The organism is Allocellulophaga tsushimaensis, from assembly GCF_055383085.1.
On sequence record NZ_AP039451.1, the window covers coordinates 3,727,168 to 3,748,838 of the forward strand.

The 21,671-nt window shown below is 31.2% G+C and carries 16 protein-coding genes; 2 read left to right on the forward strand and 14 right to left on the reverse strand.

The window, feature by feature from the left end; translation table 11 throughout:
* Window positions 1-223: 223 nt before the first annotated feature.
* The 5 genes from ACZ451_RS16000 to ACZ451_RS16020 all read right to left on the reverse strand — a co-directional run bounded on the left by ACZ451_RS16000 (window position 224) and on the right by ACZ451_RS16020 (window position 8,994).
* Window positions 224-1,603, reverse strand: a complete 1,380-nt coding sequence (locus ACZ451_RS16000; protein ID WP_464214210.1) for a TlpA family protein disulfide reductase — start codon at window positions 1,601-1,603, stop codon at window positions 224-226.
* 305 nt (window positions 1,604-1,908) lie between these two features.
* A complete protein-coding gene (locus tag ACZ451_RS16005; RefSeq protein ID WP_464214212.1) occupies window positions 1,909-2,643 on the reverse strand; it encodes a cadherin repeat domain-containing protein in 735 nt (244 codons plus the stop codon).
* A 15-nt stretch (window positions 2,644-2,658) separates the two neighbouring features.
* Entirely contained in the window at window positions 2,659-4,119 is a 1,461-nt protein-coding gene (locus ACZ451_RS16010) for a RagB/SusD family nutrient uptake outer membrane protein (RefSeq protein WP_464214214.1), read from the reverse strand.
* 10 nt (window positions 4,120-4,129) lie between these two features.
* Window positions 4,130-7,669 carry a SusC/RagA family TonB-linked outer membrane protein gene (locus tag ACZ451_RS16015; RefSeq protein WP_464214216.1) on the reverse strand — a complete coding sequence of 1,180 codons (3,540 nt, stop codon included), beginning with the start codon at window positions 7,667-7,669 and terminating at the stop codon, window positions 4,130-4,132.
* Window positions 7,670-7,851: 182 nt separating this feature from the next.
* Window positions 7,852-8,994 carry a FecR family protein gene (locus ACZ451_RS16020; RefSeq protein WP_464214218.1) on the reverse strand — a complete coding sequence of 381 codons (1,143 nt, stop codon included), beginning with the start codon at window positions 8,992-8,994 and terminating at the stop codon, window positions 7,852-7,854.
* A 140-nt stretch (window positions 8,995-9,134) separates the two neighbouring features.
* Here ACZ451_RS16020 and ACZ451_RS16025 point away from each other — a divergent pair, with 140 nt between their 5' ends.
* A complete protein-coding gene (locus tag ACZ451_RS16025; RefSeq protein WP_464214219.1) occupies window positions 9,135-9,713 on the forward strand; it encodes an RNA polymerase sigma factor in 579 nt (192 codons plus the stop codon).
* A 113-nt stretch (window positions 9,714-9,826) separates the two neighbouring features.
* Here ACZ451_RS16025 and ACZ451_RS16030 read toward each other — a convergent pair whose 3' ends face one another.
* The 4 genes from ACZ451_RS16030 to ACZ451_RS16045 all read right to left on the reverse strand — a co-directional run bounded on the left by ACZ451_RS16030 (window position 9,827) and on the right by ACZ451_RS16045 (window position 13,023).
* Window positions 9,827-11,173: an exonuclease domain-containing protein gene (locus tag ACZ451_RS16030; RefSeq protein ID WP_464214221.1), complete on the reverse strand. Its 1,347-nt coding sequence runs from the start codon at window positions 11,171-11,173 to the stop codon at window positions 9,827-9,829.
* Window positions 11,170-11,937 carry an XRE family transcriptional regulator gene (locus ACZ451_RS16035; protein WP_464214223.1) on the reverse strand — a complete coding sequence of 256 codons (768 nt, stop codon included), beginning with the start codon at window positions 11,935-11,937 and terminating at the stop codon, window positions 11,170-11,172. Before ACZ451_RS16035 ends, ACZ451_RS16030 begins: the two co-directional genes overlap by 4 nt.
* Window positions 11,938-12,030: 93 nt before the next feature.
* The gene (locus ACZ451_RS16040) at window positions 12,031-12,624 is read right to left on the reverse strand and encodes a thiamine phosphate synthase (RefSeq protein WP_464214225.1); all 594 of its coding nucleotides are present in this window, start codon (window positions 12,622-12,624) and stop codon (window positions 12,031-12,033) included.
* A gap of 48 nt (window positions 12,625-12,672) precedes the next feature.
* A complete protein-coding gene (locus tag ACZ451_RS16045) occupies window positions 12,673-13,023 on the reverse strand; it encodes a pyruvate kinase (protein WP_464214227.1) in 351 nt (116 codons plus the stop codon).
* A gap of 110 nt (window positions 13,024-13,133) precedes the next feature.
* Here ACZ451_RS16045 and ACZ451_RS16050 point away from each other — a divergent pair, with 110 nt between their 5' ends.
* On the forward strand, window positions 13,134-13,712 hold the full coding sequence (locus ACZ451_RS16050) for a PhnA domain-containing protein (protein WP_464214229.1): 579 nt from the start codon (window positions 13,134-13,136) through the stop codon (window positions 13,710-13,712).
* A gap of 47 nt (window positions 13,713-13,759) precedes the next feature.
* Here ACZ451_RS16050 and ACZ451_RS16055 read toward each other — a convergent pair whose 3' ends face one another.
* The 5 genes from ACZ451_RS16055 to ACZ451_RS16075 all read right to left on the reverse strand — a co-directional run bounded on the left by ACZ451_RS16055 (window position 13,760) and on the right by ACZ451_RS16075 (window position 21,668).
* On the reverse strand, window positions 13,760-16,225 hold the full coding sequence (locus ACZ451_RS16055; protein ID WP_464214231.1) for a glycoside hydrolase family 2 TIM barrel-domain containing protein: 2,466 nt from the start codon (window positions 16,223-16,225) through the stop codon (window positions 13,760-13,762).
* Between the two features lie 234 nt (window positions 16,226-16,459).
* Window positions 16,460-16,912, reverse strand: a complete 453-nt coding sequence (locus ACZ451_RS16060; RefSeq protein ID WP_464214233.1) for a COG2426 family protein — start codon at window positions 16,910-16,912, stop codon at window positions 16,460-16,462.
* Window positions 16,913-17,022: 110 nt separating this feature from the next.
* On the reverse strand, window positions 17,023-17,757 hold the full coding sequence (locus ACZ451_RS16065) for a 4'-phosphopantetheinyl transferase family protein (RefSeq protein WP_464214235.1): 735 nt from the start codon (window positions 17,755-17,757) through the stop codon (window positions 17,023-17,025).
* Between the two features lie 30 nt (window positions 17,758-17,787).
* Window positions 17,788-19,125, reverse strand: coding sequence for a nucleotide disphospho-sugar-binding domain-containing protein (locus ACZ451_RS16070; protein ID WP_464214237.1), 1,338 nt, complete (start codon window positions 19,123-19,125; stop codon window positions 17,788-17,790).
* Between the two features lie 50 nt (window positions 19,126-19,175).
* On the reverse strand, window positions 19,176-21,668 hold the full coding sequence (locus ACZ451_RS16075; RefSeq protein WP_464214239.1) for a condensation domain-containing protein: 2,493 nt from the start codon (window positions 21,666-21,668) through the stop codon (window positions 19,176-19,178).
* Window positions 21,669-21,671: the final 3 nt, after the last annotated feature.

The window sequence follows — 21,671 nt, forward strand, 5'->3', positions numbered from 1 at the left end:
AGTGTTGATGTGTAAACGCTTACAGTTATAAATACAAATAAAAGGGAGTAAATCTCTGGACAAGACTTGGACACAGCATAAGGAAATAACCTCAAAGGCTGAGGATTTGTAACCAAGATTCCGCTAAAAAAGTAGGGTATCTCAACTTACAATTTTAAAGTTAAAAAACAGTATATAAAAATACCCTCAGTTTAAATTTCTGAGGGTATAGATTAAAATAATATTAAATATTATGTTTATCAAATAATTGAACTAGTTCTGCTTCTGATGGTCTAGGAGCATTAGCGGAAATAATATTCCCTTGAGGATCGATTAAAATAAATCTAGGAATTGCCATTATTTTATATTCTTGTATAAAAGAGGAATCAAAAGAGTTATCAGCATATAATTGAATGCCTCCAAGGCTTTTTTCTTTAACCATAAGTTTCCATTTCTCATAATCATTTTTATTATCTGTAGAAATACTTACAAATTCAATATTTTTATTATGATACTCTTTTTCTATTTTTTTTAAGGCTGGTACTTCTGCAATACAAGGACGACACCAAGTAGCCCAAACATCAATATACACGTACTTTCCTTTAAAATCATCAAGCGATTGTGTTCCGCCCGCATAATTTTCATAGGCTATAAACTTAGGAGACGGTTGCCCTTCGTCTAATAATTTTAATTCTTTATATATTTTTGTGATCTCATTTTCATGTGCTGTATTGGTGGAAATAGATAGATACTTCTTATAATACTCATCTAAATCTGTTGTGAATGTAATATTATATTTTGCATTATCAAATAACAATGCATTCTTAATAGTTTCATTTTTTATAGTAGCAAAAACTTGCATTGATGCAACTCCTTCATCAAGCCCTTCTTTTTTTACTAATTTATATGCTTTATCCGCATAATAATTATTTACAAGATTTTTATAGCTATCAAAAGCTTCAAAATCTTTTTCATTATTATAATCCAAATTTTCAAATTCTTTTAAAAAAGCTTTAGAGACTTTAAATTCTGGATCATTCGCAATAAAACCATGCATTTGTTTATAAACATTCATAGAACCAAGAAACTCATAATGTAAATTTCTTTTTTCATAATTTACAAATGTTTCAGGAATTGTATTATTTGATGTTAATAAAGCTTCTATAGCTGTATTATTATCTTTGATTTTAGTTACAAAGCTTTCTTCATCAAGCGTTAAATAACTACGCATTTCATTTTGTAATTCATCCTTTTTATTCATTTTGGCAAATAAATAGGAATTTATAACCGCACCTTCACCACTTACCAGAATGCTATTATGTAGGTCATTGGCATCATAGTTTATTTTAAGATCGTAACCCGCTTCTAGATGCAAATCATACCTGTTTTGCTCGGTTATCGCCTGATAGGTTTTTGAATCTAGATACAAAGTATCCCTAAAACTACCATCTGGGGCAATAGCTATTGAATCTATAACAGTATTATCTGTACGAATGATAATACTTTTAGCTTCATTATTCTTTATTTTCCCATAAACAACACTATAGTTTGTTAGATTTTCATTTTTGCAAGAAGTAAATAACATTCCTACAATATATAATACTGGTACTATTTTTTTTATCATTTTTTTATTTATTATTTTAATAAATTATAATATTCATCAATATGAAACATATAAATAATTGGTTTAGTTACATTCTAAAGGGTATATTATTTTTTATGCTAAAGATTAATGAATATAAATTTAAATTAATGTTACCTTTAAAAAGGTTACTGTGATAAAACAGCAACCTTTTATCATCTCTCTTACTTGTTAATAGACTAATTCAAAATCGTTTTCGGAATTTGAAAATTTGGTTTAGAGAAAATGGAGATTCTATTTTATATAGTTCTTAATACCCTGACCTCTGTATAACTCAAAACATTTACTCAATTTGGTACAATCGTTTTTACTCCTGCTAATCCAAAATCGGGCACGGCGTATTCCAGAGTGATGGTATTGGTTGTTAAATCATACGAACCCTGCCCTTGTAAAGCTGGCAAAACAAAATTGGGAGCACAAGGATAATCTGCTGTTTGCAGGGTCACAGGCCCTGTTGTTGCTGTTTCTAAGGGACCAAATATTAGAGTTACTTGAGAAAAATCAGCACAAGCCAAGCCAAAGGGATCCGTTCCACTTAGCACCAAAATACCAGCTTGATCCCCTGCTTCGGCTATGGCCTGTACTTCTGGAGGGAAAAACGGGAGTCCACCTTCGCTCTGTACAACCAACAAAGGACCAATCCATGGACTAACATCTGGCGGTGGAGCAATTACCGTAACTTCTGCCATAGCAGTTTGGGTAATAGCATCTTTACGCACACTAATTTCTAAGAGAACTGTAGTGCCAATAGCTAGTTCGTCTACAGCATCAGTAGCTACAATAAGTTCCCCATAATCTTCACCAAGAGTGAAAATACCACTGGGGGTTTGAGACATTATCGTATATTTTAAAGAGCCTTGATTAGAAGTTCCATTAAATTCGCCAATAACATCACCAATATTAGCATTGATAGGTAAGTTTGCTGTTAAATTTTCTATCTGTACAATAAGGGGTTTTTCATCTTCTTTAGTACAGGAAAAGAAAATACTAATCAAGGTAATAGTATATATTATTTTTTTCATCGGTATCGTTTTAGCTTATCTAGGATTCTGTATTATTTCTGGATTGGTTTGTATGTAGAGATTTCCTATTGGAAGGACAAACCTTGGGCTACCAGGTTCAATAGTATTGGTCTGCCCTCTTAAGGAACGGGTAAGTGATATCCCATCATTATCCAATAAATTGTAGCGTTTAATATCAAATAAACGCTCTTCATCTACTGGGAATTCGCGTCTACGTTCATCCTTTACAAATTGTAGCAATGCTTGTGGATCTGTAATATTCACCGGGATAAAATTATCTGGTGAAAAACGATTCACTCTTAGCGCATTTAAATCTTCATTTGCTGCGGCAATATTTCCTAAGCGTGCATTACATTCTGCTCGTATTAAATAAATTTCTGGGGTATTAATACCATCTCCACCACCAAGTGTAACTAAATCTTGTGCAAAAAATAGAGCTTGAAAATCACCTCCAAAAAACGAACTAGAAGGAATATACCATTCTTGTCTTAGGTCATTATTTTCATAAAGACCTAATAATTCGTCTGAAGCTACTTGATTGGCGAAAGGATTTAAACTCGTTTTAAACCAAAGTATTTGCGGATCATTTGCGGCGTCTGGTGCAAACCGTATTCCAAAATTTGGCTGTATGAGATCATTATTAATATCTCGTATCGCACCAAAAATTGTCAAAGCATTATTGGCCTCATTCAATGCCTCATCATATCTTCCTTGATATAGAAATGTCCTTGCCAACAAGGCATGGGCAGCTGCTCTGGAAGGCCTAAAAACTAAATTATCGGCAGGCAAATCTTCTAAATTCTCAATACCAAAACGAAGGTCTTCTATAATTAAATCATATACCTCCTGTACAGATGCTCTGGTTAAATCTACATTATCAAAACTAATTCCTTCTCGTATGGGCACCCCTAAATCTGTACTAGCTGTTTGAGCATTGTAATGTGCAGCATACAAATTTACAAGACCAAAATATGCATAAGCCCTATGCAATCTAGCTTGCGCTTCTACGTTATTTTTCTCCGTAACTTCACCTTCGGCTGTCTCTAAACCCTCTATGACAATATTAGCCAAGTAAATGTCTCCATAATAATTATCCCAATCTCCATCATTTTCATTAGGGTTATAGATTGTTTCATCATAAAGGTAAGCTCTTGTTTCTATTGGCCCAAAAAAGAAGGCATCAGCTAAATCATCGGTAAACATAGAATTATCTGACATATATCTGGTAATACTATGCTTTTGCGCAAAGCCATTTGTAATACCTAAGTTACGTCGCTCCTCCAAGGTTAACTCAATATCCGGGGGTAAATCACTAATTAAAAAAACTTCTGTATTATCTAGTAACTGTTGAAAATCTTCTATTGTAGATGGTATTACAAACCCTCTTGGTTGTATATCTAGGAATTCTTCTCTATTACAAGAACTTATGCTAATAAATAGTATTAAAAGCAATGTATTATTTATAATTTTTTTCATATTTGTATTTTTAGAATGATGCAGAAATATTTAACGTATAGGTTGGTCTTCTGGGAATAAAAGTGCTTTCTGGATCTACGCCCCATTTATTAAAATCCCAAACCGCAATATTATCTGCTTGCAACCCAATATTTAAAGATGAGATACCCAAACGCTCCAAGATTTCAGGTGTATTGAAATTATAACCAAAATTTAATTGACTAAATCGTATATGATCTGCTTTATCCACGAATATATCCGTGTCTCCATATTGCGCATAGCCCAGCGCAAAAGATTCGTTTTGGGAAGGCAATGCGGGTACATTTGTGCGGTTTTCATCTCCGCGCACTTGCCAACGGTCATTAAAATTTGAGGCTACATTAATATCTGGAGCAAAGGATGGTATAAAGCTACCTGTAGAATTCCTAAACACATGACCAGCCTTAAATGTAAATAATGTCCTTAAATAAAAATTCTTATAACTAAGGTCATTAATCCAAGAACCATAATATTTTGGTAATAAAGTCCCCTCTTCTATAAGAGCATCCGTATTGCCAATACCAGTTGATACATCAACTATGCTATTATTTTCATCTATAAATTGTGGTGCACCATTACGATCCAACCCTCCGAAATTATAACTATAAATAGTTTGTAAAGCAATATCTGGCGCAATAAGAGATCCATTTATAAAATCTCTAATGTCATTGCTGCTTTGGTCTACTTCGAGTAAGGTATTGGTATTTACACTAAAGTTAGTTGTTGTTGTGTAATTAAAATTATTTGATTGCGCTATTTTAAAATTAAGGTTGATATCTAACCCCTCGTTACGCAATGAACCAACATTAAAAAAAGTTCGTGGTAAACCTAAAGTGGGATTAAGACTGCTGGCCGTTAAAAGGTCTTCACTATCTTTTTTATAATATTCAAAACTACCATTCATAAAATTATTAAAGAGCGAAAAGTCTAGTCCTAGATTAATGGTTTCTGTCCTTTCTAAACGTAATTCTGGATTTGGTGCATTGTTGATAGTAAGACTTCTTGCATTAAGAAAAGGAAAAAAATTAATTCTTGACACGGCTAATGAAAAAGGTGAAGTACCTCTATCAACATTACCATTAATTCCATAGGTAGCCCTTAGGTTTAAATTATTAATAGCATCACTATCCGTAAATAGATCATTTGTTATATTCCATTTTAAACCTACAGAATATAAAGGAATATTTTTAAATTTTTCTGAAGCACCAAAAAGATTGGTATCATCTAAACGGGTACTGGCAGAAATGGTATAGGTATTATCATAGGTATAGGCTGCATTGGCATAATAAGAAATAAATCTGTTCTCAATAAATTCAACGTTGCTATTATCTGGTATTGGGTCTATTCTATTTCCAAGAGACCGTGGAAATTGTGTTACAAAATCTACCGACACATTAATCAATGTTTGATCATCAAACCCATATAATCGGCTCGTTGAATTTTCAAAAGAAGTTCTACGCGCTTCGTAACCTGCTATCGCCGTAATATCATGTTTCCTATCCACAAAAGAACGGTTAAAGTTTAATTGTGTTCTAAAGGTATATGCTTTTTGATTGCCAAAAGACTCATCTAAAATACCTCCAAGAGGAATAGGGTTTGAAGTTGCTAGCCCCATAGCATCTAATTGTGTGTATATATTTACTCTGTTTCTGGTAAAATGCGTATTCTCATTATAAAAGTTCCGGAGGCTATTTTGTGACCATTCGTATTGGTAAGTAGTACTAAAATCAAGTCCTTTAAAAATTTCATAGTGCAACCCTGTTTGTAAACGTATAGCTGTTTGCCTTGCTACATTATCTGCATTATCTAATTCTTGTTTTAGATTATAGGTCCATTCGTATGGAAGTCCATTACTTAACGCCAAATCAGAACTTTGTTGATTTAACCCAAAGCTCAATGGTCCACCCATAGGTACAAAATTTCCATTATTATCTAAGATTTGCTGTGTAACAGGAACAAATTCAAGAAACTGAGCCGCATTTGCAATTCGATTTCCAGTTGTAGAAACACCATCATTCACAAAAGAAAAAGGAAGTCTTTCTTTGGATTGCGAAAAATTAACAGAACCATTTAATTTTAACTTTTTGGTTAAATCGTAGACATTGGTAAAGTTAATTACAAGCTGATCTGCGTTGGTATTTATATTCTGTCTATCGTTACCATTATAGGTAATGGAGGATCTAAAATTATATTTTTCGTTACCTCCTGAAATAGCAAGATTATACTGTCTCCAAATTTCTGGTCTTTGTATTATATCTGCATATTCTCTTCTACTATCTATAGTGCTTAATTGTTGGAGTCTAGATGCTGCTTCTGCTCCTGTTATATCTCCACGTTCTTGTAATAATAAAATTTCTGCCGCGGGATTTAGAACGCGTAATGCTAGTACATTTAACGTATCTGAAGGTAATTGATTTTGGTTATAATAACCACCATCTACCAGCGCTCTTTGGTACGCAATCTGCGTAGCCGCATCTCCAATAGGTGCATCTAGTAAGTTAGGTTCTGGCGTAATGGCTGTATTAACAGATGCTTCTATAGAAAGGCCAGAAGCACGGTTACCTTTTTTAGTAACAATAACAATAACACCGTTAGCTGCTCTAATACCCCATATGGAAGCAGCAGCAGCATCTTTTAAAATTGTAATACTTTCTACATCATTAGGATTTATAGTATTCACTCCTTGTTCTATTGGAAAACCATCTACCACTACTAATGGTTCTGTATTTGCACTTATAGTACTAATCCCTCTAATGATAAAATTTCCGTTTACATCTGTTGTAACCCCTGTTACTTCACCTTCTATCTTAGAAAAGATACTTTGGTTTGTTTTTACACCTAATGTTTGTTCTTTTACTTGCTCAAAAGACCCTGTAGACCTTTCTTTTGAAATAGTTTGATATCCTGTAGACACTACCACTACCTCATCTAAAGAGCTTACATTTTCTTTTAAAGTAACATTTATTATAGCTACTCCATCAGTTACTGTTATTTTTTCTGGAAAATACCCTACAAAAGAAAAAACAAGAATATCTCCATTATTAACAGTTATTTCATAGTTACCATCAAAATCTGTTGCAACTCCTTCCTCTATTTTTCCTTCTATGTATACTGCTGCTGCTGGCAATGGAAAACCGTTAGCATCTATTACTTTTCCACTAATGGCCATTTGTAATGATGTATCATTAGGTTGTTTTGATAATGAATTTGTACTTCCACCCCCTAAGTCTGATGCTTTTTTTATAACAATTTGTTTATTGATTACCTTATAAACAACTTCATTAGCATTAAAAAGTCTATTAAGTATTTGTAGTACTCTTTCGTTCTTGGCTTTTATTGAAACAATTCTTTTTAGATCTACTTCAGCTGTATTTACAAAAAATTTAAATTCAGTTAAATACTCTATTTCATCAAAGACTTTTTCTATGCTTACATTTTCAAGATCTAATGATATTTTTTGATTTTGTCCATAGCCAATATTGGCTTGTAATTGTAATAGAGTTGTAAAGAGAAGTAAAGTGGTTAACTTCATTTTTAAGTCAAATTTTAATCGATAAAGGTGAATTGCCTCCACCTTAGGAAAGTTTTTCATAATTTAGTATTGAGTTAATTGGTTAGACGCCTATTTGATTGACTCTATTTTGATCGAGAAATGTTAGCGCATTTCTCGATTTTTTTTGAGTCTTTTTTACTTTTTTATTTCATGTTTTGGTTTTAATTAATAATAATTTCATTATTTCTTATCTCATAGTTAATTGAGTAACTTTCATTTAGAATTTTTAAAATTTCTTCAATATCTTCAATGTCAAAATGTGCATTATACACTTGTTCATCTAATAATTTATTATGATTAATGATACGAACATTATATTGCCGCTCTAGCTTTTTACGTATAATTTTAAAAGGGGTGTTTTTAAGTTTAAGGCTTCCACTTCTCCATGAGGTATATAGACTAGTATTTACCTTGGATACTGTCATTTCTTTATCCACTGTATTCCAAAAAGCTCCTTGTTCTGGAACTATTATAATGCTATTTTTATCATTCAGTGCTGTATCATTTTGATATACTTCTACACTCCCTTCCAATAAAACAGTGCTAAACACCTTATCTTCTTGATAAGAAGAAACATTAAATTCTGTCCCTAAAACTTTTACATTAACTTCTTCTGCGTGTACTATAAAAGGGTTTTCTTTATTTTCCATAACATCAAAATAAGCTTCTCCTTTTAAAAACACCTCTCTTGGGAGATCAGCAACAAAATTAATAGGATAGGTTAAGGAAGTTCCTGCATTTAAATGCACATTTGTTCCGTCTGAGAGAACCAATTGAAATCTTTTGCCATAAGGCACTTCTAATGTATTATAAATAAGCTCTTTATTAGAAGTATTAGCACTATAATTCAATTGACTTTTGGTCTGGTTGCCTATTAATATACCGTTCTTATCTCTAACTTCTTTTGTACTTGAAACATCTATAGTTTGTATTTCTCCATTAGCTAGCTTTAAGATAATAGCTTCCTCTTTAAGCACTATACCATCATTAGGTTTACTTTCTACACTAGCATTTTGTTGATATAGGAATGCAAAACCTAAAATAACAGCTGCTACCGCTGCATATTTTACCCAAACTGGGAGTAATCTTTTTACTGGTTTATCTGTTTTTTCTATTTTGCTAATTACTTTTTCATAAGCAGATGATACATCATCATCTAATGTTGCAAGATTTAAATCGTTATTTTCTTTAATAATTTTTTCTAAAATCAATTGATTTTCAGAATCCTCGAGCCATTTTAGAAGTTGTTCTTTTTCTATTGCTGTAATAGACCCATCAAGAAGTTTAATGATTATAGAATTCACAATATTATCTGTTTTTAATTGTTTTATAATAATACCTTATATTATTATTACTGAAAAAGAAAAAAAACCCCTAACAATTATTTATTTTTTTTCTAATCTTTATATTTTAGAGGAATCTATTTTAGTAAGTTTTAATTTATATGGATGATATAAAAGCTGTTAAGGCTTTAAAGGAGGGTAATAAAGCAGGTTTCAAATATTTATTTGAATCTTACTACAATCGCATCCTTGCCTATATTATTTCATATACAAAAAATAAAACGCAAGCTGAAGATATTGTACAGCAAGCTTTTATTGATCTTTGGGAAAATAGAACAAAATTAAGAGAAGGTAATTCTCCAAAAAATTACCTCTATACTATTGCCTATAACGGTTTTATTGATACCACAAAATTGACTAAAAAACGAGAAAAAAATTTAGATGTTATATGGGAACGTGCTTTAAGAGACCATATACTGGAAGACAATGAGCTTTTAGAAAAAAGAATTCAAAAAATGAAAGAGATTGTAGCTTCTCTACCCCCTAGGTGTAAAGAAATTATTCATTTAAACAAAGTTGAAGGAATAAAATATAAAACTATTGCACTACAATTAAACATCTCCGTAAAAACTGTAGAAGCACAAATGGCAATAGCATTCAAAAAAATTAGAAAAGGTTTTAGTGATAGTAATTTAATTCTAATGCTTACTACCTACTGGAAGAAAAAAATTAGTAGATAATTTCTTTTAATTTCATAAACTACCTCAGAACAGATCCCCTACATTCAATACAAAACAATTAGAATACACTTCTTAACATTTAAATAATTGAGTCCTAAACTAGGTGATAAAATTTATAATGGAACAGAGAGTAATTTACTCCTCAGTATTTTTTGCACGTTTATATTATCTTTTTGTGGAATTAAAAAATTATTTAAATCATCTGTATGCGCTATTGTCTCTGTTCGTTCTACAAAACCATAGCCAACATAAACCCCCTTTTTAATAAGAATAAATGCATCTTCGTCATTAGTTCGTCCTTTTTCTTTTAAAATAATATCCCTAGAAATAGTAGCATTAATTTCTTGTATAGCTTGTGCTACTCTATCATTATAAGCAACAATAGATTCTTCTTGTTTGCATATGCCTTTACAATTTTTTATCTTATAATGGTTACACTCTTTTACATCTTCTTGCAAATGACAATACTTAGGGCATAAGCTATGCTTTAAACAACTCTTTTCTAAATAGGCTCTAGCAGCTGCACTAGTAAAAAAAGTAATTATTGGGTGTTGCACTAATTTAGTACTACTTATAGCTAAATGTATAACACCATTCCTATCTTCATAACTATATAAACCATAGGATTGAGGTGCTCTTTTAGAAGCGCTATTGTATATAGGAAAATAATGTTTTATAGCAGCGTCTTCCATTAATAAAGCCACTAATTCGCTTCCTGATTGCTCAAAATTAATATCTGCAATTTCTCTAACCATATCTATAGATTTCTGGGTTTTACTATAAAAATGACTCAGAACTCTTTTTTTGATATTTTTAGCTTTTCCTACATATATGATCTTTCCTTTTTTATTTTTAAACATATAAATACCTGGAAGACTGGGTAAGGCATTAAATACTTTTTTAGGCAAGTTAGGTGGTAACGTAGCTTCTTGAGAATTTTTATTTAAAAAAGAATTGAATATTTTTTGAGCATCTGGAGCGTTTAACAAACGTTCAAATAACACAACTGTAGCGGCAGCATCACCCCTAGCACGGTGTCTGTCTTTTAATGGAATTTCTAAAGCTTTGCATAATTTCCCTAAACTATACGATTTGTATCCTGGAAAAAGTTTTCTAGAAAGTCTAACAGTACATAGCTTCTTTCTCTTAAATGCTATATCTACTAATTGAAATTCTTTTTGAATTACGTTAAAATCAAAATTTACATTATGTGCTACAAAAATACTGTCTTCTGTAATTTCTAGTACTTGCTGCGCAATTTCACTAAAAGTAGGTGCCTTTGCCACTAGAGCATTGTCAATACCCGTTAGAACAGTAATATGCACAGGTATTTGTATTTCTGGATTTACGAGAGAGGTAAACTCATCTACCACTTGATCACCATCATACTTAAAAATAGAAATTTCAGTAATACGATTGGTACTACCAGTTGTTTCTACATCTATGATACTGTACATCATTTTAAAACCTTTTCTAAAGCTTTTAATTCTACTCCTAATGCATTAAACATATTCATTATGCTACTTAATTTTAGTTCTTCTTCACTGTATTCTTGCGTATTAATACTACAGGTAAATTCCCATAATTCTAAAACCTCTTCTATAGGAATACTATAATCATGATACGTTTTATTGTCAGACATTAATAATAAAGAGCTATTTAAAGCAATATTATTCATTACCCGCTTATATACCATTCCGTCATTTAAAGTAAGTAGCACATAAGTTCTGCCTGTTTTAATTTCACTCCTATCTTCTATAAAACGCCCTACAACAAAAGAACCATCTTTCATGGGCAGCATAGAATCTCCTTTAATAGGAAATGCTCTGTGTTTACCTGTTGGCAAAAATGGAAGTTTTATTTTTTGTAATTGTTCTATATATTCTGGATCATCATACCCAGATAAATAACCCGCAGAAGCTTTTATTGGAACAATTTCTATTAAATTCTCATCATCACTATCTACTAGTATCGGAAATAAAACTCTTTGATTACCCACTTCAATAAATGATGTTGCCCCAGATTTTCTCAAATCATTCCGCACCAAAATATCAATAGGAATTTTAGTAAAATCTGAAAGTTGAATTAATTTATCTATAGAAGGTAATGCTCTGCCTTCTTCATAGGAGCCGATATTAGATTTTGTCCAGTTTAAAGCTGTTGCAAATTGCTCCTGGGAAAAGCCTTTCTCCTCTCTGATAAATTTAAGGTTAGTTTGAATCATTGTAAACTAAAATATTAAGTTTTTAAAACTACAATTTTGAGTTTACATATGCAAATTGATATGATGAGTTAAAAAATATTAAGCTGTAGAAGGCTATTTTTCTAGCGCTTTTTTAATGTCTATAAAACTTTGTATTGGATCTGTGCTATTCCATATACCTCCTAATGCACCTACTCCTTTAAAACCCAATGCTAATGCTTTTGGGGTTGTATGCGCATTAATACCACCCATACCTACAATAAATTTTGACATATGACTTACATCAAATCCGCGCCCTTTCATATCAGATTTTGATATCGCACCAAAAACAGGGCTTAAAATATAATAATCAAAAATCACTGGCTGTTTTTCTAAATCTTCTGGTTCATGATATGAGCTGCTAACGGTATTTCCATTTTTTTTAAAATGAAGAACATAGTTGTTTAAACCATCTGCTGTGTCTCTCCATTTTTGTTCTTCTAAATGAATTCCTTTTAAATTGTGATGCTGTTCTATAAGTTCATGGAAATTATGCAATATCACATATTTATGATATTCAGGTGAGATCTGTGCTATATACCTCTCATATTCTTGAATAGTTTTATGAGGTTTTCTTAAATGATAATGTATTAAACCCGCTTTAAAAAGTTGATGTAAGGTATCAATTTCATTAGGGATATCGTTTTCTGGAGAAATTAATAGTATCATAAGAGGTTTTTATGTGTATTAAAACAGCGTGTCTGATTGTGAATTAAATTAGGATTCCATTTTTTTAAATTCTTGATAAATAATTTGCTTCTCTTTTATGGTAAACTCCTTTTCTTCAAACCAATCATAAGCCGCTATTTTAGCATTCTCTATTTGTGCATCTCTAATAGCTTGTAAAGTAACTAGATGCCAATGTGTTCCGTAGTTTTTATAGACCGAATATCCTATATCACTGATAATATAGGAAGTTTTAGGCTGGTTTAACAAGCGTACTCCGTTTTTTAAAATCGCTAAAGTTTTAGTAAGTCTTATTACTTCTGAAAAAGAATATCTAGCAAAATCTGCAAAACCATCTTGTTTTACATTATACACTTTATCTCCTACTTTAAGTTGATTCATATGATTAAAAAGCTACAAAAATAGAATCTGTGTTCATAAAAAAAACAGGTAAGCTGTAATAATTATGAACAAAATAAATACTGTACTTTTGATTTCTTAGAAATCATTGTATGAGTTTAGAAAGAGATTTACAAAAGCGTAGCAATAATGCTTGCGAATTATGTGCAAATACAGAAAAATTAAATGTTTACGTAGTTGCTCCTAGCACAGAAAAAAATTTGAATGATAGCCTTATGGCTTGTGAAACTTGTATTACGCAAATTGAAGATGCTGAGGCTACAGAAGAAAACCATTGGCGTTGTTTAAATGATAGTATGTGGAGCGAACATACGCCAGTAAAGGTGGTTGCTTGGAGAATGTTATCGCGTTTACGCAAAAAAGTATGGCCACAAGACTTACTTGATATGATGTATTTAGAAGAAGATGAGCTTACATATGCTCAGGCTACTGGTGAAGGTGAGGACCCTGATGATAAAGTAATTCATAGAGATGTTAATGGTGTGATTCTACAAAACGGAGATAGTGTTGTTCTTATTAAAGATTTAAAAATAAAAGGATCTAGCCAAGTTGCCAAACAAGGTACTGCTGTTCGTAGAATTTCTGTAGATCATGAAAATGCTGAGTTTATTGAAGGGAAAGTAGGGCCTATATTAACAGTGCTAATTACTAAATATGTAAAAAAGATATAGTTTAGTGTAGACCATAGAGAATGCTCAATTTAAAGTAGCGCATTCTTTTATTTATCTGTAATAGCAATCATTAATTCTTGACTCACTACGCCATCTGCCGTTGCTTTAATTTTAACTTTTCCTGCGTTTTTGTTAGATTGAATGAGTAGCATACAACGCCCTTTAGCTGTTACTATATGATCTGTTTGTATGGGTTGTACATTATTAATAGCACCATTATCTACTCCTAATAATTTTACATCTCCATCTATTGTAAAAGTTACTTTTTTCTCCTCTGTTTTTATAGGATTTCCTAATTTATCCGTTAATTGAACTTCTATATGCACTACATCATATCCGTTTGCTTTTATTTTTTTACGGTCTGCTTTTATTTCTAATGCTTTAAAATCTGTAGCTGTTTTTATAGAGTATCTAATTTCTTTCCCATTTTTGGTAGTCCCTTTTGCAATTAATTCTCCTGAAGTGTAGGGCACTAGCCACTTTAGTATTTTATCATCATTATGGTCACTCAATTTTTCTATTCCTAAAGAAGTTCCATTTAAAAACAATTCTACAAATTCGCAATTGGTCATTACTTCTATAACAACTTCTTGTTTTTCTTTATAATTCCAGTGTTCATTATATTGATGCCAACCCCATTTTGGAATCCATTTTTCGTTTCTGCGTTTGGAAAGTAACTTTCCTTCAACAAGATCATATGGTGAATTCTCCATTTTTACGGTACTCATGTAAATATGTGGCTCGTTGTTCCAAAGTGTTTTAAACAAATGATAGCTTGCATTTTTAAAGCCTGCAAAATCTAATAAACCACTCCTACTCCCTTTCTTTGGCCATTCTCTAGATTCTCCCATATAAGAAATCCCTGTCCATAAAAAAATGCCATGGACATATTCTTTTTCTTCTACTTGTTTCCATTCATGCCATTGTCCCCAATTCTCTGTTCCAAGTAGCATTTTATCTGGATAGTTTTTATGCAAATAATCATAAACAGACTGCCTATAGCTTAAACCTACGATATCTAAAGCATCTGTATACCCATTAAAGAAACTTACCGATGGTATCACTAGATTTGCCGTAACTGGCCTTGTGAGGTCTTCTTCTTTTACCCACTTAGATAATTTTTGTGCCATTAATGGCAATTTATATTGGGCAGTATCTGCTTTTTTATATCTGGCTTTAATTTCTGCAATGGTGTGCGGTGGTTCATCATGATAATAGTCTACTTCCTCACTTTCCCAATACCCAACCGCTTCAGCATGTTCTGGATAGGTCCACTCTATTTCATTTCCCAAACTCCACATCACTATAGAGGGGTGATTTTTATCTCTATTAACCATATTTTTAATGTCTCTTTCTGCCCATTCTAAAATATGTTCCGTATAGCCTTTAGTAACTTCTTCTTCTTTCTGTTGGTTGTAATTATTTCTTTTGTCTTTAGGATTATTCCATTCGTCAAAGGCTTCATCTTGTACTAAAAACCCTAATTCGTCACAAAGGTCTAAGAATTCTTCTGATGGTGGATTATGTGCAGTTCTTATAGCATTACAGCCTCCTTCTTTTAATATTTGAAGTCTCCTTTCCCAAACGTCTTTAGGCACCGCTGCACCTACTAAACCAGCATCATGATGTAAACAAACTCCTTTAAAGGTTACTTGTTCTCCATTTAATAAAAACCCATTATTACTGTAATCTATGGTTCTAATGCCGAAAGAATTTGTATAAACATCTAAAATTTCGCCATTCTTCAACAGTTGCGTTTCTGCAGTATACATATTTGGGGTCTCTGTATTCCATAACTTTGGCTTAGTAATACTAATATGCTGTTCAATATTCTTTTGTTGGCCACTAGCTATGGTCACATCTTCACTCTCACTGGCTACGACAATACGATTAGCATTAAAAATAGTTGTTTTTACCTTAATTTTCTGACCTTCTTTAAACGTATTGAACACCTTATTTTTAATTAAAATCTCAGCTTTCTCGGCAGTAGCATTTATAGTATTTATAGTTGTTCCCCAATTGGGAATGTGTATTTTGTTTACAGTGGTAAGTTTTACATTTCTATAAATCCCAGATCCTGAATACCAGCGGCAATCTATAAAAGCTGTTCTATCTACTTTTACAGCTATGATATTCTCGGTTTCGCCATAATTTAAATATGGCGTTAAATCATATGTGAAACCTATATAACCATAAGGCCTTTTGCCTAACAAATGACCATTAATCCATACTTCTGAATTATTATAGATCCCATCAAAATTTATCCATGTTACTTTTTCTTTGGCTTCGCTTGGCATTTTAAAAGACTTTCTATACCAACCTATCCCCCCTGGTAAAAATGCTGTAGCACCTGCACCATCTTCTTCAGAAAATGGACCTTCTATACTCCAATCATGTGGTAATCTTAAATTTCTCCAATTAGCAGCATCAAAACTTATTTGTTCAGCACTAACTATTCCTTCTTCTTTTGAAAATTTCCAATCAAAATTAAAATCTATGGTATTGGTTTGCACTATTTTTTCTGTTTTATTACAAGAAAAAAACAAGATACTTATTAGTGTCAATAAAACTAACCTCATCATAAAACACCTATTCCTTAACACGATCTGAGCTGATTTAAATTAATGATTATTCTTACTTTCAAAAATACAGCTATATTATTATTTCATTTTAAAAAATAAAATCTGATCTGTTCATTATCATATAACTAATTGGTATTTTTTAGCGTAAAAGCAGAATATACTGTCTTATATTTTTATCGAAAAATAAGCAATAAGCCAAACAATGAGTGAAGAGAAAAATATACCTATTACATTTGCTAAAAAACCTTTCTTCTTTTCTATTTTAAATAGATACGTTGCAATACTACCAGCATATACACCAGTTCCGGGTAATGGAATCATAACAAAGAAAATAAGTCCCCAAAAACCATATTTTTTTATTTTATCACCTGAACCATTTTTAGCTCTTCTGGCCACAAAAATGGCTGATTTTTTATAAAAGTTCCATTTTAAGAGATAAAAATTTACTTTTTCTAAAAAAAACATCATTATGGGGAATACAAGTACGTTTGCAAGAAAGCATACGATAAAAACTACATAAGCATTAATCCCTTTAGAAATACCGTAAGGTATGCCCACTTTAGCTTCTCCAAATGGCGAAAGGCTCCATAATATAGCAATAATAGTTTCTTGAATCATGTATAAAAATCAATCTGCTAAAGTACTATGAAAAGTTTTTTAAACAAGCTTTTTTAATCTTAAAGATTAATTAAAATTGTTATTTTTTGAATATTGTAGTATTAGTCGTGTTAATCTTTATAATTACTCCAATCTAAATAAGCAACGGTATCAACTTTACCATACACAGATATGGCAGCCCGATATCCTTTTTGAGGTATAAAAGTAAATACTTTCCATTTTTTTTTCTCTAAAGCATTCCATTGCGTTTCCAATAATTCAGCAGAATCATCAGTATGTAAAGACATTGAAAATAAATGTAACGGAAAAGAAAGTCCACTACCCTTAGCTTTAATAAAAGATTCTTTGCGCGTCCAACAACGATAAAATGCAATAAATTGCTCCGTTTTTGGTAAACTATCTAGTTTAGCTATTTCTTGTTTAGAAAAAAAATTATGAGCAATATCTATCACATCAAAATCTTCTTTTATTTCTTCTACATCTACTCCAAATTCATATTCTTTAACAAATCCTATAATAATACTATCGCCAGAATGTGAAACATTAAATTTTAAATGCGTGTGGTTTTTATATTTTGGCCTTCCATATTGTTCATATTCAAAAACAATAGCTTCTGGCTTTTCTTTTAAATAATATCCAGATAGTTTTCGTAAAACACCTCTGGCAACTATATACGTTTTGCGATCTTTTTTAAAACGAAATTTACTTGCTCTAAGCTTTTCATCTTTAGAAAGCAAATCATAATATACTTGTAGTTTTTGATCTGATATATCTGAAGTTATAATATTCCATAAATGAATTTTGTTATCATGTATTTTTGCGAAAGGAAAAATTGATAACTTCATCTAAGTAGTTCTATATATTATCTGTTTAGTTTAATTAAGAAATTGGCTTAATTCTTTCTTTCTATACTCCTGATACGTTTTACTGAAAAATTGAGCTTTTTCTATAAACGAAGGTTCATCAAAAATTCTTTTAATATTATTTCGTATTTCTAAAGAACTATCCTTATCCTTATCTCCCATGATTCCTAAACCATGATAATGAACTCTGGCAGCATTGCCATTTTCATCAGCAACTTTTCCAGAATAAGCCAGCATAGGAACGGCATAATGTATACATTCGTTAATTGTATTAATGCCCGCATGAGTAATGCAACAATCTGCATATTTTAATACTTTCATTTGTGGTACCCAATCAAGCAAATAAATGTTTTTAGATTTAGTTTTAAAAGTATCAGCTGTTAATTTACCTCCCAGACTTATTATAAGTAACCAATTATCATCTTTTTCAACTGCCTGAATTACCTTATTAATAAAAGACAGTTCTGGCGTTAATATACTTCCTGCCGAACAATATATTAGTTTTCTTTTTGTCTCTTGTTTAATTTTTACAACATCATCAATTATTTCATTTATTTTTTGATTTGTTTTAATCTCTCTTTTTTCATGTACCATTGGACCAGCATAAATAAAGTTTTTAACTTGTTTATGAGGGAAATCCATCTCTTTCATTGTTAAAGAAATAATAGGCAAATTGGTGTACACAAATAACTCCGGTAAATTACTAGAAATGAGTGTTTTTATAGGGAAATCATTTTCTTTAGCATATTTTAATAAAGTTACTCTTCTATACCCTTTAAAAGTAAGTTTAAGTAAAATAATCCTAGCATATACTCTTAACTTTATAATTATCCAACTTTTTAATATTCCTAAAGCACTTCCTCTAAACCCTTCACCTGGCACTATGTCTGTTCGCATAGGCGGAAGTTTTAATCCGTATTCAATATCATTAAAAAACCAAGAACAAAAAAGGGTAGTAGGAATTTTAAACTTAAAGCAAACAAAAATCAAATCATGTAATTCCTGATCTATTATAGCTTTATCAATCTTTAATGCTCTTATTATTTTTTCGAATTTATCTAAACCTAGAATTCTTCTACTTTCAGTATAAATTTCAGGTTTATTCTTTAGATGGTATCGAAATTTTTTAATCCAAGAAGCATTTTTTATTTCTGTATTTACATGAGAAAATGAAAAATGTACTTTAGGTAATTGTACATATTTGATTCCATAATACTCTACTTTTTCTTTTACATCTAATACTGAAAGATAAGTAATGGTATGTCCTTCTGAAATTAATTTAGATGCAATTTCAAAACTACTATTAAGACTACCTGTTAAACCAGTCATAATCAATGCAATATGCGCCATTTAATGCTTATTAAGTAAAGTTTATGAAGCGAAGTGTTTTTATTTTAGATTTATTTGTTTTTTTCAAGTAAAATATGATCTATTACCTTAGCCATTTTTTTAGCATATTCTCCATCAAATAATTGATAATGCTTGCCTTCTACAGGAAAAGATTGAATATCTTCATCTGATAATCTTTTCCAACTTTCAATATATTTATCATTTATTGTTTTATGTTTATTGGTTAATAACAAAGATGTTTTTGCATTATATTTTTGAGACCACGAATAATTAACATAAGCCTTTGATAAATTTGATTGAACTTTTTCTAATTTTTTTTCTTCATTAGCAGCAAAAATTCGTTTCCATATTGGCTTCAAATATTTAACGGATTGATTTAATATCATTCCCTTTATTGCAGAGAAAGGGTTATGTAAGAATCTTTTTAAAAATCCTTGTATCCTTAATTTCATTACATATGGATTTCTAAAGTTTTCTTGCTCTGGCATACTATCCACAATAATCATATGCGTTTTTTCTCCTAATGTATTTAGATATCGAGAAATTTCTATCCCAACTGCTGTACTAAAGCAATACACTAGAATATTGTAAGGTCCTTCTTTTTGAACTAGGCGCATCTCATCAGCATACGCTATTGCCATCTCTTCTATACTATTGTGCAAACTATCCTCCTCATTCATCCCTGAGGGTTGCAATGCGTATACTGGAGTATTTTTATTTAAAGCACTAGCTAAAGGATTAAAGAAGAAAACATGACCACCTCCTCCATGAATACAAAAAAGAGGTTTCTCCTCCCCTCTAGATCGTACTGGAATTAAATATTTCCATGAGGGTATTTCTTTTCCTTCATTTATGACACTAGCAATAGTGGATATCGTAGGATTCTCTAATAAAGTAGTTGGTGGTAATTTAACTCCTATCTCTTTCTCAATTAAACGAAACATTTGTACTGCCAACAGAGATTTCCCCCCTAAATCAAAGAAATTATCATGAATCCCTATGTTTTTATGCCCAAGAACTATCTCCCAAATACCAGCAAGCTTTAATTCCGTTTCATTTTTTGGAGCTACATAATCTTTAATATTTTTATTACTTTCTTTTAAATCATTTTGGGTATATTCTTTATCTCCAATAAAAGGTGGTATTTCTAATAGTAATTGACCTTGAGTGCCATCGTTAATCTTTACTAGGTTTTCTAATAATAGTTTTATGTTTTTAATAAGCCATAATCTAGTTTCTTCAGAGACAACCTCGGGGCTTGTCATTAAATGAAATTCTAGCTGCTTGCCTATAGTTACTGTAAAAGTCACTGGATAAGTAGATGTAATTCCGCTTTCAAAATTATTTACCTTTACTCCAGCACTTTCTATATTGCTCCATGGGTAATTTTCAAAAATAAATAAACTGTCATATAATGGATTTCCTACGGGCCATTCTAGCCATGACAATATATCATCATTCGAAACGTGTTCATAATTCCTTGCTTCTTGCTGTTGTTTTTGTATGTTTTGAAAAAAAGAGGATAAATCTTCTTCTTTTTCTATATGTCCATGTACAGGTAAAACATTCATAAACATACCTGTCATTAAATCTATATTTGGAAAAGGGATGTTTCTACCTGATACTGTATTTCCAAAAACAATTTTTTCATTTTGAAAGTAAGCGCTGAGTACTATAGACCATATTCCTAAAAATAAAGAATTTGGTGTTACTTTATAATTTCTTGCAAGCGTATTTAGACTATTGGTAAGGTCTTCAGAAATAATCATATGATTATATACACTTTCCCTTTTTAAGACGCTTTTATTTTTATTAAATAAAGAAGATTCAAACGTGTTTTTAAAGGTGTTTTTCCAAAAATCACTTGTTTTATTTTGATCTATACTTTGAATAAATTGTATATAAGCCTTTTGCGAAGGAAGTGTATTTAAAGATGCCTTATCTCCTGTAGAAAAACTTTCATAATACGTAAAAACATCTTTTAAAATTATGCTACTAGACCAACCATCTAGTAATAGATGATGACAATTCCAAATGAATAGATGTTCACTACTGTTATATTTTATAAGATTAAGTTTAGCTAATGGACCTTTTTCAAAATCTATAGTCCTTTCGTTTTTATCTGCTTTAAACTTTTTTAAACGCTCTTCTTGGTCTTCTAGGGACTTATCAGACCAATCATATACATTCCAATTTGTTGGGATTTCGGGTCTTACTACTTGTATTGGTTTCTCGATATTTTTCCAATGTACAGAAGTCCTCAAAATTTGATGTCGTTTTACAGTTGCTTCCCATGCCTGCTTAAATAAATCTATATTTAAATCTCCAGAAAATTTGCATTGCACATGTAAAAAGCCCTGATCATTTTCTGACATTAAATGATGAAACAACAAACCTTGTTGCATTGCTGTTAAAGGGTAAATAGCTTCTATTTTTGGCTTTTTTGTAGTTGTTCCCATTCCTGGTTGTTTAATAACCTCTTCTTTTTTTGGCTTTTTTATAATTGTTTTTGCTTTAGAGTTTATTATAGCTGTTTGTCCCATTTT

Bases quoted from the DNA above. Each gene is read 5' to 3' on its own strand.
- ACZ451_RS16000 (WP_464214210.1), bottom strand. From the start codon at position 1,603: ATGATAAAAAAAATAGTACCAGTATTATATATTGTAGGAATGTTATTT.
- ACZ451_RS16005 (WP_464214212.1), bottom strand. From the start codon at position 2,643: ATGAAAAAAATAATATATACTATTACCTTGATTAGTATTTTCTTTTCC.
- ACZ451_RS16010 (WP_464214214.1), bottom strand. From the start codon at position 4,119: ATGAAAAAAATTATAAATAATACATTGCTTTTAATACTATTTATTAGC.
- ACZ451_RS16015 (WP_464214216.1), bottom strand. From the start codon at position 7,669: ATGAAGTTAACCACTTTACTTCTCTTTACAACTCTATTACAATTACAA.
- ACZ451_RS16025 (WP_464214219.1), top strand. From the start codon at position 9,135: ATGGATGATATAAAAGCTGTTAAGGCTTTAAAGGAGGGTAATAAAGCA.
- ACZ451_RS16030 (WP_464214221.1), bottom strand. From the start codon at position 11,173: ATGATGTACAGTATCATAGATGTAGAAACAACTGGTAGTACCAATCGT.
- ACZ451_RS16035 (WP_464214223.1), bottom strand. From the start codon at position 11,937: ATGATTCAAACTAACCTTAAATTTATCAGAGAGGAGAAAGGCTTTTCC.
- ACZ451_RS16040 (WP_464214225.1), bottom strand. From the start codon at position 12,624: ATGATACTATTAATTTCTCCAGAAAACGATATCCCTAATGAAATTGAT.
- ACZ451_RS16045 (WP_464214227.1), bottom strand. From the start codon at position 13,023: ATGAATCAACTTAAAGTAGGAGATAAAGTGTATAATGTAAAACAAGAT.
- ACZ451_RS16050 (WP_464214229.1), top strand. From the start codon at position 13,134: ATGAGTTTAGAAAGAGATTTACAAAAGCGTAGCAATAATGCTTGCGAA.
- ACZ451_RS16060 (WP_464214233.1), bottom strand. From the start codon at position 16,912: ATGATTCAAGAAACTATTATTGCTATATTATGGAGCCTTTCGCCATTT.
- ACZ451_RS16065 (WP_464214235.1), bottom strand. From the start codon at position 17,757: ATGAAGTTATCAATTTTTCCTTTCGCAAAAATACATGATAACAAAATT.
- ACZ451_RS16070 (WP_464214237.1), bottom strand. From the start codon at position 19,125: ATGGCGCATATTGCATTGATTATGACTGGTTTAACAGGTAGTCTTAAT.
- ACZ451_RS16075 (WP_464214239.1), bottom strand. From the start codon at position 21,668: ATGGGACAAACAGCTATAATAAACTCTAAAGCAAAAACAATTATAAAA.